General features: G+C 50.4%; 14 protein-coding genes. 8 read left to right on the top strand and 6 right to left on the bottom strand.

All coding sequences use genetic code 11. The features are described 5' to 3' along the window. Positions 1-3: 3 nt before the first annotated feature. Positions 4-660: a potassium channel family protein gene (locus DESU86_RS13065; protein WP_179981436.1), complete on the top strand. Its 657-nt coding sequence runs from the start codon at positions 4-6 to the stop codon at positions 658-660. A 128-nt stretch (positions 661-788) separates the two neighbouring features. On the opposite strand, the gene DESU86_RS13060 is transcribed toward DESU86_RS13065, so the two are convergent. Together DESU86_RS13060 and DESU86_RS13055 are read right to left on the bottom strand one after the other, a co-directional pair. Beyond that, the gene (locus DESU86_RS13060) at positions 789-1013 is read right to left on the bottom strand and encodes a hypothetical protein (RefSeq protein WP_179981380.1); all 225 of its coding nucleotides are present in this window, start codon (positions 1011-1013) and stop codon (positions 789-791) included. Between the two features lie 3 nt (positions 1014-1016). Further along, the gene (locus tag DESU86_RS13055) at positions 1017-1172 is read right to left on the bottom strand and encodes a hypothetical protein (RefSeq protein WP_179981381.1); all 156 of its coding nucleotides are present in this window, start codon (positions 1170-1172) and stop codon (positions 1017-1019) included. 535 nt (positions 1173-1707) lie between these two features. Here DESU86_RS13055 and DESU86_RS13050 point away from each other — a divergent pair. Beyond that, positions 1708-2748, top strand: coding sequence for an IS481 family transposase (locus tag DESU86_RS13050; protein ID WP_072312028.1), 1041 nt, complete (start codon positions 1708-1710; stop codon positions 2746-2748). Between the two features lie 70 nt (positions 2749-2818). Continuing rightward, a complete protein-coding gene (locus tag DESU86_RS13045; RefSeq protein ID WP_179981382.1) occupies positions 2819-4063 on the top strand; it encodes a DUF2254 domain-containing protein in 1245 nt (414 codons plus the stop codon). A 35-nt stretch (positions 4064-4098) separates the two neighbouring features. Here the strand turns inward: DESU86_RS13045 and DESU86_RS13040 are convergent, their stop codons facing one another. From DESU86_RS13040 to DESU86_RS13025, 4 genes are all read right to left on the bottom strand, one after another. Further along, a complete protein-coding gene (locus DESU86_RS13040) occupies positions 4099-4389 on the bottom strand; it encodes a thioredoxin family protein (protein WP_179981383.1) in 291 nt (96 codons plus the stop codon). 17 nt (positions 4390-4406) lie between these two features. Then, a complete protein-coding gene (locus tag DESU86_RS13035; RefSeq protein WP_232088371.1) occupies positions 4407-5528 on the bottom strand; it encodes a permease in 1122 nt (373 codons plus the stop codon). Positions 5529-5594: 66 nt separating this feature from the next. Next, entirely contained in the window at positions 5595-5948 is a 354-nt protein-coding gene (locus DESU86_RS13030) for an ArsR/SmtB family transcription factor (RefSeq protein WP_179981384.1), read from the bottom strand. Between the two features lie 162 nt (positions 5949-6110). Beyond that, a complete protein-coding gene (locus DESU86_RS13025) occupies positions 6111-6425 on the bottom strand; it encodes a hypothetical protein (RefSeq protein WP_179981385.1) in 315 nt (104 codons plus the stop codon). Positions 6426-6528: 103 nt separating this feature from the next. Here DESU86_RS13025 and DESU86_RS13020 point away from each other — a divergent pair, with 103 nt between their 5' ends. The 5 genes from DESU86_RS13020 (at position 6529) to DESU86_RS13000 (ending at position 13457) form a co-directional block, all read left to right on the top strand. Next, complete coding sequence (locus DESU86_RS13020) at positions 6529-6789, top strand: helix-turn-helix domain-containing protein (protein ID WP_179981386.1); 261 nt, start codon at positions 6529-6531, stop codon at positions 6787-6789. An 818-nt stretch (positions 6790-7607) separates the two neighbouring features. Next, positions 7608-8351, top strand: a complete 744-nt coding sequence (locus tag DESU86_RS13015) for a sulfite exporter TauE/SafE family protein (RefSeq protein WP_179981435.1) — start codon at positions 7608-7610, stop codon at positions 8349-8351. Positions 8352-8369: 18 nt separating this feature from the next. Then, complete coding sequence (locus tag DESU86_RS13010) at positions 8370-9524, top strand: sulfotransferase family protein (RefSeq protein ID WP_179981434.1); 1155 nt, start codon at positions 8370-8372, stop codon at positions 9522-9524. 137 nt (positions 9525-9661) lie between these two features. Further along, complete coding sequence (locus DESU86_RS13005) at positions 9662-11194, top strand: SLC13 family permease (RefSeq protein ID WP_197957567.1); 1533 nt, start codon at positions 9662-9664, stop codon at positions 11192-11194. Between the two features lie 316 nt (positions 11195-11510). Then, positions 11511-13457 carry a sigma 54-interacting transcriptional regulator gene (locus tag DESU86_RS13000; protein WP_179981433.1) on the top strand — a complete coding sequence of 649 codons (1947 nt, stop codon included), beginning with the start codon at positions 11511-11513 and terminating at the stop codon, positions 13455-13457. Positions 13458-13709 lie beyond the last annotated feature (252 nt).

Here is a 13709-nt window from a genome sequence, read left to right as displayed (position 1 = left end):
TACATGAAAAAGACATTGGAAGTCGGGATTATCGGCCTGGGAAAATTTGGCAGGCAACTGGGCATCGTGCTTACAGAGTTGGGTCATAATGTACTAGGAGTAGATATTGATCCTCAACGTGTGCATGCCGTCCAGGATATTTTTCCACAGACTTATGTGGCGGATGCTACCGACAAAACAGCTCTGGACCAGTTGAAGCTTCAATCCTGTGACACTGTTGCGGTATCTGTAGGGAGCACAATGGATTCTTCCATTTTGATCACCTTGAACCTTCAAGAGATAGGAGCAAAAGATATTTTGGTAAAAGCGGTAAGCGCGGCTCACCGTAAAGTTCTTAGCAAACTAGGCGTAGGACGGGTGCTTGAGCCGGAAATAGACGTAGCCACCCAAGTGGCATATCGCCTGAACACCCCTGGGATGCTGGACCTGCTTCCAATTGGTACCGGAGTGCTCATCCAGGAACTTATTGTAGACAAATGGACAGGGAAGTCTTTGGCGGAGCTTAAATTGAGAGACACAAACGGTCTTTTGGTGGCTGCAATCTGTCCAGCAAACGCAGCTGAGTACGTTTTTGTGCCAGACCCGCATCAACCGCTCGCGCGAGGCGATAAGCTGCTGCTCATTGGGTACCAAAAGGCGTTATCGGGCATTGTCCCATAACCCCAAACCAAACTTGTGCCGAAATGGCTTACCTCCCCAACCCCGGCCCACGGCTGCGTTGGCTCCCCTGTGCCCGCAATCGTTCTATTTGGCGTTCAACAAGGCGCTCAAACGCGACAAGAGCGGTTTCAAGTTCGCATGTATATCGCTAACGCGTTGCAAGTGCCGCACTGATTCCTGTTGTTCGACTCGGAACTGGCCACGTTCTCCTGTAGCTGACGAATGGTTTGGGCGTGGCTCTCCAAGCTGCGCTGGTGGTTGACCAGGGATGTGCCGTGCATTTTCTGGGTGGCATTCAATTCCTGTTCCAAGGTGAGCAAGGTGTTTTTGAGAGTGCGCTCCAGTTCGGTCATGGTCTATTTCCTCACTATTCTCCAGGCTTTCTGTTTGCCGAGCGTTCCTCCGTGGGTGATTGTCCAGCCCTCCGGTGTCAGCAGATAGTCCTTGCCCTCCGACTGATACGGCTCCAGCCCCTTGAAAGTGGCCCATAGCGGGGCGCTCTGGGCTTCCATGGAATCTTTCCGTTCTGACAGCGCGGTTATTTCCCGGTGCAAAGTCGTGATTTTCTTCTCGGCCAGGGTCAACAGGCCCCAGCCGTTGAATATCGCGCCCGTCACGATGCACAGGGTTATGACCAGGGCTTGCAGGCATTTCCAACCAAAGGCGGCGCTCTTCGCGAACTACCTCAAAAAATTTCTCCAACGTGCCAACTTCCGGGCATGGCGAATAACCGGGCAAGAGAGCTGACTCACCAGGGCAGCACGGATTTTTGCAACGCGGCACTTCTTTGGGGTATCGCGCACAAAACTGGACAGAAAACCGAACGAGCGGATATAAGAACTAATAGACAACCAGTTATTTAATAGCAAAAATTGACTATGCAGTTCCTCCGAATATACGTTCTCCACAATCCGAATTGGCGACAGGAATAATGTGAAGTAGTCGCGATTTGATCTGACAGTTGTCCCTTGAAAAGCGAGGGGAACTCCGTTTTGATGGAAGTGTAAACGTACCATCAACCGGGCACAGCGCCCACGGAGTTTCCCCATGGAAAGTTTCAATCAAAACGTCATCAAACACAAGACCGGACTTCTCAACCTTGCTGCCGAACTCGGCAATGTCTCCAGAGCCTGCCGCATCATGGGCTTTTCCAGAGATACCTTCTACCGGTATCAAACAGCACGAGACGCCGGAGGCGTTGAAGCGCTGTTTGAGGTCAGCCGCAAAAAGCCCAACCTGAAAAATCGCGTGGAAGAGGCCACGGAACTGGCGGTGTTGGATTTTGCGATAGCCTTCCCTGCTCATGGGCAAGTGCGGGCCAGCAACGAACTGCGCAAAACCGGCGTATTTGTGTCGCCGTCAGGGGTGCGTTCCATCTGGTTGCGCCATGACCTGGCCTCAATGAAGCAGCGCCTGAACGCCCTGGAGAAGAAGTCCGCTGAAGAGGGCATTGTGCTCACCGAAGCCCAGGTACAAGCTCTGGAGCGTAAAAAACACGACGATGAGGCTTGCGGCGAAATAGAAAGCCATCATCCCGGATATCTCGGCAGTCAGGACACATTTTACGTCGGCACCATCAAGGGCGTCGGCCGTATTTATCAGCAAACCTTTGTGGATACCTACTCTAAGTGGGCGGCTGCCAAGCTCTACACTACCAAAACACCCATCACCGGAGCCGACCTGCTCAATGACCGGGTTTTGCCATTCTTCACTTCAATGGAAATGGGCATTATCCGCATGCTGACGGACAGGGGCACAGAGTACTGCGGCAGACTGGAAACGCATGACTACCAGCTTTATCTGGGCATAAACAACATAGAACACACCAAGGCCAAGGCGCGGCATCCGCAGACAAACGGCATCTGCGAACGTTTCCACAAGACCATCCTGCACGAGTTTTACCAGGTTGCCTTCCGGCGGAAACTGTATAACTCTCTGGAGGAACTGCAGGCCGATCTGGATGTCTGGATGGAACATTACAACATCGAAAGGACACATCAAGGGAAAAAGTGTTGCGGCAGAACGCCATTGCAAACACTCCTTGACGGAAAACAGATCTGGAAGGAAAAGGTCGGACAACTCAACTAACCTGACAATCGGAACCATCAAAACGGAACCGACTGTCAGATCAAGTCTGAACTACTACAAATAATGCCGTATGACGAACGTAAAATTTACCATTCTGGCCTTGGCAAAAAAAATATGGCCCAAGGTTTCCGCCTACGCCCTGCTTGGTGTTCTGAGCGCCTTGGTAGCGGTGATTTTTAAAAGCTATATTCCCGAAGAGCTCAGTAAAATTGTCGGCTCTGAAACTGCCGGGAATATTTTGACTATACTGGCCTCAAGCATGCTGGCAGTGACTACGTTTTCCTTATCCACGATGGTTTCTGCCTATGGCGCGGCAACATCAAATGTAACACCCCGCGCCACAAGGCTTATCACAGAAGACAAAACAACCCAGAATGCCCTTAGCACCTTTCTAGGAACCTTCCTGTTCAGTCTGGTCGGGATTATCGCCTTGAACATGGGTTTGTATGAGGGCGGCGGAAGGTTTATCCTGTTCGTCTTTACCATCGTTACAGTCATCTTCATCGTGGTGACGTTCATCCGCTGGGTAGACAGGCTGACCACTCTGGGCAGGGTGAATGAAACCAACGGTCTTATTGAAAAAGCCGCTACCGATGCAATCAAGCGGCGCGCGCATAAACCAACCTATGGATGCAATCGGTTTGAAACTTTCCCTGATGTTTTACCGGAATGGACTGACTTACAAGCGGAATCCAGTGGCTATTTACAATATTTCGACGCCAAAAAAATTTCTCAACTCGCGGAGGAACATGAGGTCGATGTGTACGTTGCTAGCACGCCGGGCAAATATGTTACAAAAGGCACGCTGCTCGCTCTGTTCACCAAGAAACTTACATCTGAATCATATCGCGAATTCTGCAAATGTTTCACCATTGCAGACCAGCGCACCTTTGAACAAGACCCGCGCTTCGGCCTATGCGTCCTGGCGGAAGTAGCCTCACGGGCCATGTCTCCGGCAGTCAATGACCAGGGCACGGCTATTGACATTGTTGTCAGAGCAGGTCGTGTACTTGAAGTGTACACAGTTGAAAGGAAAGATGAAGCAGCTGAATTCAAGCGCCTTTGGGTACCCGAACTTTGCATTGACGATCTTTTTCAAGACGCTTTCAATCCGGTGATTCGGGATGCAGCCGCTTCTTACGAGGTTCAGGTACGGCTCCAGAAAACCCTTGTCCATCTTGGCAGCCTCGGGAAAGATTATAGGGAGTCAGCAATAAAATATTCCCGAATAGCGCTCCAATATGGCGAGGCAAAGCTGTTTCTGGAAGAAGAAAAAGCAGAACTCAGGCGCATTGCCAGTGCATTGGGCCTATAAAAAAACGGCTTGCTAAATTCCCCGCCGCTTCCTTTTCAGCACTTACCACCGCAGCAGCAACCACCGGATGCACCGGGAGCAGCCGAACCGCCAGCGCCGTCAATCCAAGCCGCGATTTCTTCTTTGCTTGGAATTTTTCCCGTTGATTTCACCACGCCATCAACAGTCACAGCCGGGGTAGACATCACGCCCGCCGCCATCATTTCTTTCAGGTCGGACACTTTTTGCACTGTGATATTGCCGCCCTTGGCCGCAGCCACTTCTTTCACCAGATTTTCCGTTTCCGTGCAGCGGGCGCAGCCGGGGCCGAATACTTTTATTTCCATTGTCTCTCTCCTGTTGATTAAACTATGTACGGGCCAAGAATGTTGAACAGCCAACCCACCAGTGTAAAAATCACCCATAAATAGCCGATGAAAGCCGCTTGCAGTTTGATGGTCATAATCTGTCGCAGCATCATCACTTCCGGGATGCTGGCTGCTACGGCACTCATGCAGAAAGCCATTGTCGTACCAATAGGCAAGCCCTTGACCAGCAGACTTTCCATAACCGGCACAATTCCCGTCACATTTGAATAAAGAGGAATCGCCACCAATACGGCCACGGGAACCGACCACCATTCACCGGCTCCAAGATTTTCCGCAAACCAGTTTTCCGGCACAAAACCGTGCAGCGCCGCACCGATGCCCACACCGATAATGACCCACTTCCAGACGCGCTTGAAGATAGAAGTCATTTCTCCATAAGCGAATACATGCCGCTGCCTGACAGTCAGTTTTTGCACTTCGCCGCTCTCGCTGACATACTGATGCGCGGGGGCGTTGTTCATGGCTTCAATTATGAACGGTTGCAGCCAGCGTTCCGCCCTGATGTTGTTCATAAAAAAGCCGCCGATGATTCCCGCCGCCATGCCTACAAGCACATAAATTACCGTGAATTTCCAGCCGAGCAGCCCCCACAGCAACACAACGGCGATTTCGTTGATAAGCGGCGAAGTAATCAGGAATGACATGGTGATGCCAATAGGGATTCGTGCCGTAGTGAAACCGAGAAAGAGCGGAATACTGGAACAGGAGCAAAACGGTGTGACCGACCCGAACAGAGCACCGAGGAAATACCCAAGGCCGCGCCGTTTTCCGGCAAGATAATCGCGCACACGTTCCACATTCAGCGAGGCGCGTATCCAGGCAATGCCGTAAATCAGCGCCACCAGTAGCAGAAGAATTTTCACCGTATCGTAGATGAAAAATTCCAAGGAAGCGCCGAGATGCGATTCAGGATTCATACCGAACAGCCCGAAAACCAGCCAGTGTGAAGCCGGGAGAATATAGCTGTAAGCCAGCCACCAGAGCACGGCCAGCGACGCTATCATTGCCAAATATTTCCGATTCCAGCCTTCTGAGCTTGCCACAGGGGTCGGGGTCTGCCCGGAACAGCAACAACCCATCTTTTCAGTATCCATCATGGTTTCCCGTTCTCATGTCAACATATGTTGACCAGTTGATATTTAGGTGAAAAAAAATTGCTCCTATCAATCAACACGCTTGGGCAGGATGCCACTCACCGGGCTTGCATCCCTGAACCTTTGGCAAGCCTCCGGGTTGCCGGAACAGCATTCTTCCGTCAGATAGCCCACAATATCCAGCATCAGCGGGATATTGGCCTTGTAACGCATAAACCGACCTTCCCGTTCCACGTCCACCAGTCCGCTATGCACAATGGCCTTGAGGTGAAAGGAAAGATTGGTCGAAGGAATATCAAGCTCTTTGGCAATATCGCCTTGCACAAGGCCGTCAGGCGCGTGTTTGACCAGTAGCCTGAATAAGTCCAGGCGCACGTCGGAAGAAAGCGCCTCAAAGATTTTGGTTGCTTGTTTCGTTTGCATAGATTGATAGTTCAACATTATTTGATATGTGTCAAGTAAGTTCATACTCTGCCAACTCAAAAATTGTAACAGCCTTTCATATCCGCCGCCATTCCCAAGGGGCTACTGGTTCGTAATCAACCCAGAAAGCCCTTACTTACCGTCAGCAAAAATAAAAGCGGTTTATTGGATCCTTTGGCTTTGCGGACTATCAAGCTCCCACCCCTCCCACTTTGGCTTGCCTCTGCCATGCAAGACCCATTGCGGCGTATATTCGCTTTTCAGAAACACTAACCGTCGCAACCATTTCACAGGCACAATCTGATACTTTCGACAGAAGTTGAGCCACGAAACCCGCGCCCCAAGGTAGTTAGCCAAGTCTGTTTTATTTGTGGTTCCCGTTGCAATTTTGAAACGGGCGTACACATCATCCCACTCAATATCTTTGCACAAATCCCGGCCTAACTGGTGATACCCTTCCGGCTCCCAAAAATTCATAATTTCACCTCCACAACGGCAATCCTGACCTTCTTGCCTATAGACTAGTTTTTCTAGTCTGTAGGCTAGAAACAAAAAACATGCAAACGCCTATTATAAGAGAATGAAAAATCCTCTTAATTCAGCAGCACGACTAAATTTTCAGCATGTTTTACGCCGGTATCGGCTAGCGGCAGGGCTGACACAAGAACAGTTATCCGAAAAAATGGGCATAAGTCTTGGCTACCTTTGCACACTGGAAGTCGGCAGGAAATGGCCCCATCTCGACATGCTTTTCATCATTGCGAAAGCGTTGAATGTTCGTCCGTCCGAATTGATAGCCGCCCTGGAAGATGAGTTGGGCTTTAACGTCACGAAATCCTAAAAATAGGGCTGCACTTGTATCCGACCTGTTTAGGGAGCATATGAGGGAGCGGTTCAATTCCCCCAATGAGGGATTGCCGCCGTTATGCCGATGTGTATTAGCTTTCGCGTAGAAAATAAAAATTTCTAAAAACAATCAATAATATTGTAGACTTATATAGAATATTCAAAACCCCTTGGGGACGCCAACTGATTTCAAGAGGTTATAATAAAAACCTCACCAGATACCCACAAGGGGTTAGCCCCGGGGGTTAGTTTTGAAAAAAGGCTGCATGAAAATGCAGCCTTTTTTCGTTTCAAAAACGGAGTCTGAAGCATGTTCTTGTACTCCGTTCCAGTTGGGATGAGTTTATCGGATGTTCGCCCGCAATTGCGGCGAACCACAACTGCCTTTGCCTCTCCCCTGCTTCTCTTCTTTTTTGTCAGTAAAGAAATCCTTTTGGGGTAAAGTCGAAAAAGGGGCAGGAAAGAGGGTGTGACGATTGGCAGGGCCTTATATGCCAATCCATAAATCCCCACAAGGTACAGGAAACCGCGCCGGAAAAGAGGGGGCGCATGGAAGCCATTAGGCCGACACATATTGAAGTTGAGGAAGCCGGGGATCTATCTGCGCACAACCATACGATGCATATCTGCCAAGCAAAATGGGAGGTGATGATATTTCGAAAGAAAGAGATATCATCACCTCTTTGCAATTTTAAACTATGCCTACTCTGGCATGCCTAAATTTTATTCTTTAATATCAGTTTATTAATCTAAAAAAAATCTGGCACGGTAGTTGCTGATGATGCGGCAACCTTATGTATTTGGAGCATATGTATGTTTATTCTCCTAACCTTGGTCGCCATTCTCGTGGGCGCGCTTATTGGCACGGTCGGTGTAGGTGGTATTCTGCTCATTCCCGCCCTAAACGAATTCGCCAACCTTCCCATTCAGGTGGCCATGGGAACGGCCTTGTTCAGCTTCATTTTCACCGGAGTGCTGGGCACATGGCTATACCAGCGCCACGGGAGCATCAACTGGGGCATTACGGTCCCCGTCTGCCTCGGGGCGCTCCCGTCAGGCTATGTTGGGGCTCTGTGCAATGGCTACGCCGCGCCGCACCTACTGGAGATCCTGCTGGGCAGCGTCATCATCTTTGCCGGTGTCTACGCGCTGTTACCTGCCCGCAAAAAATCCGCAGAACAACATCCTCGGCGGCGGCTCCCCCTGTTGCTGGGTATAGGCGCATTGGTGGGCTTCGGTTCAGGGCTCACTGGCGTGGGCGGCCCCGTTCTTTCAGTACCACTTATGGTCATACTGGGGTTCGCCCCATTGACGGCTATCGCCACAAGTCAGGTCATTCAGATCACGGCGGCGCTTTCCGGCACACTGGGCAATGTTTCCAACGAAGCCATCAATTTTTCAGTCGCGGCATGGGTGACGGTGCTGGAACTTGTGGGCGTCATTCTAGGTGTCGGCATGGCACATACCGTGTCTACTGCAACCTTAAAAAAGACGGTTTCCGTGGTGTGCATACTCGTCGGTGGTTTCATCCTGATGAGGGCATTAATACAATCTTAATTGAACAAGGAGTATTGCATGTCCATTACACTTAACGAACGCCCCATATTCATGATTGGTGCGGAACGTTCTGGAACAACACTGGTTATGGCGCTTCTCGGTTGCCACTCACGTATCGCCGTGCCGGAAGTCGTGTGGTACTATCCCCGCTTTTATCCCTATCTGCATACCTATGGCGATCTTTCTAAAGATGAAAATTTCCGCACCTTGGCCAGCGAAATGGTTTTTGGCCTCAAGACTCCCCTGTGGGGCATGCAGGTCAACCCGCGGGCGATCCTCGACGAGGTCATCGAACTGGCTCCAGAACGTAGCTTTGCGGGACTTTACGCCGCAATGCATCAGCGGTTCGCCCAATACAGCAACAAACCGCGCTGGGGCGAAAAAACACCGCACAATCTCTATTTTATCGATGCGATGCATCATGACTTTCCCAATGCTCAGTTTATTTACATCACCCGCGATGGGCGAGATGCCTGTGTGGACTACATGGAATCCTCTTTCGGACCTACCAATATCTATTGCGCAGCCCACTCATGGAAACGCTGCTGGAATGCTGTTAAAGACTGGCGCAAACCACTGATGGATAAGGGTTTGTGGCTGGATGTCTGCTATGAAAAACTCGTACATCAACCCGAGCAGGTCATGCGCGGCGTATGCGAATTCCTGGGTGAAGATTTTGAAACGGGAATGCTTGATTTTTACAAGACAGACATGGCCAAGGCACGCGGTGCTTCACGCGATCACGCACCTCTGGGGCACGCCATTAGCGATAAGTATGTAGGGATATATAAGGATCTGCTTAGCCAACGTGACCAGCGCATCTTTGCAGCAGTAGCCGGAAAGGCACTGGAAGAAGCCGGTTACAAGAATGATGTAGCTCCAGAAATGCCTTCCGAAAAAATGATCAACAAATACGTGGAATTTGACGGCCGCGTTCGTGCTGCAACCCTGGACGGCTTCGAAGGGCACATTGTATTTGAAAGCTACAATGATTGGCTTGTTAGCCAGCGTGAAGAACGTCGAAAAAAAGGTATCTGGACCGAAGCCGACAACCCGCACACCTTTCCGCAGGGAGATCCAGATGAGGAAATGATTATGGGCTTGCGAGCCTGGGCCGCATGGAAAAAACATTTCTCCATCAAACGGCAATATGTGGGCGACGTCGTCCTGTAATGGATGCACCTTTCTTTCCGTCATAGGTGATCGCGGATTACCCCTGCAGGACATTCCGGTCTTGCAGGGGATAAAGACCGCCTTCAATCACCAGTGCAGGATGTCTTAAAACTAGAATTTTTTCTAGGGAGGTAAGTATGTTACATGATGCGCCAGCTACCCAACCTCGCCCTCGTTTCGGACTATCCCGCTTTCTGACTAATCTGCACAATAACGCTGACATGGCGGGGGTATCCCCGCAAAAATCATTTCTCGGTTTTATTTTTGCGTGGGTTGTTTTCTTTGGCATTATGCTGTTCATGCCGCAACCGGATGGACTCACGCTACAAGGCAAGGCTACCTTGGCGGTGGTTGTGTGGGCCAGCATAATCTGGGTTTCCGAAGCCATTCCCGTGGGTATAACTGGAGTGGCCATTCCCATGCTTCTCGTTCTGAGCGGGGCTGTCGACAAATTTCCCAACGCCGTGTCGGGCTTTACCTCCAATGCCTACTTTATTTGTATGGCAGCATTTATCATGGCCGCCATTATACAGCTAGCTGGCATAGACAAGCGCATCGCCATTACCCTGCTGCACAAACTACGTATCCGAAGCGCCAACAGCACTATAATGGGCCTCTTCGGCGTCAACTTTATTCTCTCCATTATCGTCCCTGGGGCGAATCCCCGCGGAGCGCTGCTGCTGCCCATTGTCAACGGCATCACAAATCTTTTCGGTGATACGCCAGCCGAGCGCGCTGTAAAAAAGCATATAATGATTCAGGTGCTTGTTTATGGCTCCATGATTTCTGGCATGTGCATCCTTACTTCGCATTTGCCCAACCTCGTGCTCGTGGGCCTGTTCAGCAAAGAGCTTCATATTGACATATCCTATTTTGACTGGTTTATTCTGCAATGGCCGTATCTTGGCATGTTTTTTTTAACAAATATCTGGCTGCGCTGGCACTTCAAGACAAAAAATATGGAAATTGAAGGCGGAGCCCAAGTGTTAACAGAGCAGTTCAAACGCCTGCCCCAAATTTCGCAAAGCGAGATTCTCATTCTGCTTATTTTTGGGTTTACGGCATCATTATGGATGACACAAAGCTGGCACCATATTTCCAGCCATATTGTAGCCATGATCGGTCTTGTCTTGCTCTTTATCCCCGGCGTTTTCCCCTTCAAGTGGAAGCAAATTCAAGAACGCACCATATGGGGGACGCTGATCATGTTGGGTGGGGCTCTCTCCATGTCCCAGTGCATGGGAAGCTCCGGTCTTGCAGCATGGCTCGCAGAACATATCCACATCTTTGCCGTTGGGCACCCGTGGTGGCTGATCCTGCTTATTGTCATGGTTGGCACGCACATCATCCGTCTTGGTATGCTGTCCAATGTCGCCGCTATCAGCCTCTTTGCTCCTATTCTTGTAAAACTTGCTCCAACTCTCGGCTTGCACCCTGTGGCCTTTACCATGCTTGTGGCCGACACGGACACCTTTGCCTACATCCTGCCCACACAAATCACAGTTGCAGTCATTGCTTATAGCAGCAATACCTTTTCAATGACTGACTATGCTAAGGCCGGATGGGTATCCGTATTGCTGGCTATTGGGTACGGGATATGTGTTATGGTTCCCTGGTATGCTTTTCTTGGGTTGCCAGTTTGGGACCCAACTGCTCCGTGGCCTTTCTAATATATGACCCCACCATGAATTGTTATTCATATCAACGCAAAAAACATTCTTTAGGCAAATAGTGTACTCCTATGACATTAACCTATAGTAAAATGTGAATTTAAAAGGAGAAATACTGAAAATGCATCTATGGGAATGCTCCTGGGCAAAGGGGTGTCGTTGAAAACATCCCCTGTTCACCACAAAGTGCAACCAATATCTACCATATACCAATTCCACTATACCTACGACGGCCGTTATATAACTTCGGCCGTCGTTTCTTGTATTACGAGACTGCATAGTATAATATTTATGCAATGATACCTTGGAGGCAAATATGGATAAAAAAGACTTTAGATTTGCCTTTGTTTCCAATTCCAGCGCCATTGCCGCAGCAGTGCAAGATTACGCTGCAACACTGGGTATGGGGATAGAAATTCGCCTTGCCACCATGGAAAAAGCCGTTCCCGTGGCTCGTTCCCTGCTGGAAGAAGGTGTCGAAGTGATCCTCGGTGGTGGCGCCACAGGCAATCTTTTACGCCAACAATTACACAAACCCGTAGTCACAATTGCCCGTAGCCACCTGGATGTAATACGGGCGCTGCTATGCGCAAGGCGGTACACGCGCCATATTGCATTGACATGTTACGGGCCCCCGCCTGCCGGATGGGAAATACTAGATAACCTGCTTGATATACGCATTGTTACTATATCTTTCACGACAACTGAAAGTTTGCGGAAGGAGATCGGCCAAGCCGTGTCCAACGGAGTGGGATGTGTTGTTGGCGGTGGTATCTGCGCAGAAATCGCCCGTAATTGGGGGTGTGAAGGAGTGGTGGTCACGCCTAGCACAGATGTGATGCAAAGAGCGCTGGAAGAAGCCGTCAACATTGCCGTTTCTCAACGGCTGGAACGTGAGCAGGCAGCATGGCTGCAGGGCATTTTGAATTCCCTGCACGAAGGCATTGTGGGGGTTGATGCACAGGGGAAAGTTATCACCTGTAATCCCAGAGCCACACAACTGCTGGAGGTGGACGCACGCCAAGCCACCCCCACAACTGCAGTCTTGCGCAGTATGGGTATTCCCGACGCTCTGCACCGCACGGAGCGGGGCCAGGACACCGTGCGCCAGGTGGGAAAACACGAGTTTATTATCAATTCACGCCCCATTCTGGTCAATAATGAAGTACGCGGAGCGGTAGCCGCCTTCCGCCCAGTTGAAGATATTCGCAGCATTGACAGGAAGTTGCGCGCTCACCTGCGCATCAAGGGGTTTGCTACACGCCATGACCTTGACGCGCTGATAGGTAAAAGTTCCGTTATGTGCCAGCTGCGCAGCAAGGCACGCCGTTTTGCCAACACCGAAGCCTCCGTGCTCATCCAGGGAGAAACTGGCACAGGCAAGGAATTGCTGGCCCACGGCATCCATGCCGCCAGCCCGCGTTGTAAGCAACCCTTTGTGGCCATCAACTGCGCGGCGCTGTCGGAAAACCTACTCGAAAGTGAACTTTTTGGGCATGACGAAGGGGCCTTCACCGGTGCGCGGCGAGGCGGCAAGGATGGCCTTTTCACGCTAGCCAACGAAGGCAGCATTTTTCTGGATGAAATTGGCGATATTTCCCCCGCACTGCAAGCGCTGCTGCTGCGAGTGCTGGAATCGGGGGAAATCATGCGTGTTGGCGGGGACAGGGTTATCCCGGTCAATGTGCGCGTCATCAGTTCTTCATGGAAAAGTCTTGTGGATGAAGTGCGCGCCGGACGTTTTCGCGCTGACCTCTATTACCGTTTGACCACGTTGAGCCTGTATCTGCCGCCGCTGCGCCGCAGACGAGAAGATATCCCGGATATCGTGCATGTTCTGCTCGCCCGCAAGGGGATGCCAAACCATTTTTCGTCGCATGGTCTGAAAATGCTGGCAGACTATACATGGCCGGGTAATATTCGTGAGTTGGAAGCCTTGGTGCGCCGTTACACTCTGCTGCTAGATCGGCCTGCCCCCAATGACGCATTGCTTGCGGAACTGCTGCAGGAATTGCGAGCCATACAGACGCCCCCATCCCTTGACATCGCGCCTCCGACCTCCTTTGAAAGCGATAGGCTGTCTTCCTCGTGCCGGTTGTTCTCCAACTCTTCATCACTTAGAGAACAACTGGAAGCTTGCGAATGCAAAATTTTGAAAAAAACTCTTATAAACGTTAACCACAACCGCACTCTTGCTGCACGTTCGTTGGGCATCAGCACCAACACCCTTTGGCGCAAACTCAAGGCTTGCAAAATATTCTAACCCGGATTTTGCATGTTGACCGACATGGCAAGACCAATATCGCCCAATAGTTTTTATCGTAACCAACTATATTTACGCTATTTATCCGGACATTGACTGGCATAAAGCTTCTGATAATATTCTTTTCCAGATACTTACAAAGTACCGGAAATCCCCTTAGGGACGCCAATTTTTTAAGCAGCACCACCCGCTATGCGGGTGGTGCTGCTTGTGGGATAAGTCTGCCCAGGCCCTGTTGTAAGCACTCTTTTT

It is taken from the genome of Desulfovibrio sp. 86 (assembly GCF_902702915.1).
Lineage (GTDB): Bacteria > Desulfobacterota > Desulfovibrionia > Desulfovibrionales > Desulfovibrionaceae > Desulfovibrio.
The sequence above is the reverse complement of the archived record's forward strand: the minus strand, read 5'-3'. Positions and strand labels throughout refer to the sequence as shown.

Coding starts and splice junctions, on each gene's coding strand:
- DESU86_RS13025 (WP_179981385.1), bottom strand. CDS start 6,425: ATGAATTTTTGGGAGCCGGAAGGGTATCACCAGTTAGGCCGGGATTTG.
- DESU86_RS13060 (WP_179981380.1), bottom strand. CDS start 1,013: ATGACCGAACTGGAGCGCACTCTCAAAAACACCTTGCTCACCTTGGAA.
- DESU86_RS13040 (WP_179981383.1), bottom strand. CDS start 4,389: ATGGAAATAAAAGTATTCGGCCCCGGCTGCGCCCGCTGCACGGAAACG.
- DESU86_RS13030 (WP_179981384.1), bottom strand. CDS start 5,948: ATGCAAACGAAACAAGCAACCAAAATCTTTGAGGCGCTTTCTTCCGAC.
- DESU86_RS13055 (WP_179981381.1), bottom strand. CDS start 1,172: ATGGAAGCCCAGAGCGCCCCGCTATGGGCCACTTTCAAGGGGCTGGAG.
- DESU86_RS13050 (WP_072312028.1), top strand. CDS start 1,708: ATGGAAAGTTTCAATCAAAACGTCATCAAACACAAGACCGGACTTCTC.
- DESU86_RS13010 (WP_179981434.1), top strand. CDS start 8,370: ATGTCCATTACACTTAACGAACGCCCCATATTCATGATTGGTGCGGAA.
- DESU86_RS13045 (WP_179981382.1), top strand. CDS start 2,819: ATGACGAACGTAAAATTTACCATTCTGGCCTTGGCAAAAAAAATATGG.
- DESU86_RS13065 (WP_179981436.1), top strand. CDS start 4: ATGAAAAAGACATTGGAAGTCGGGATTATCGGCCTGGGAAAATTTGGC.
- DESU86_RS13000 (WP_179981433.1), top strand. CDS start 11,511: ATGGATAAAAAAGACTTTAGATTTGCCTTTGTTTCCAATTCCAGCGCC.
- DESU86_RS13005 (WP_197957567.1), top strand. CDS start 9,662: ATGTTACATGATGCGCCAGCTACCCAACCTCGCCCTCGTTTCGGACTA.
- DESU86_RS13035 (WP_232088371.1), bottom strand. CDS start 5,528: ATGATGGATACTGAAAAGATGGGTTGTTGCTGTTCCGGGCAGACCCCG.
- DESU86_RS13020 (WP_179981386.1), top strand. CDS start 6,529: ATGAAAAATCCTCTTAATTCAGCAGCACGACTAAATTTTCAGCATGTT.
- DESU86_RS13015 (WP_179981435.1), top strand. CDS start 7,608: ATGTTTATTCTCCTAACCTTGGTCGCCATTCTCGTGGGCGCGCTTATT.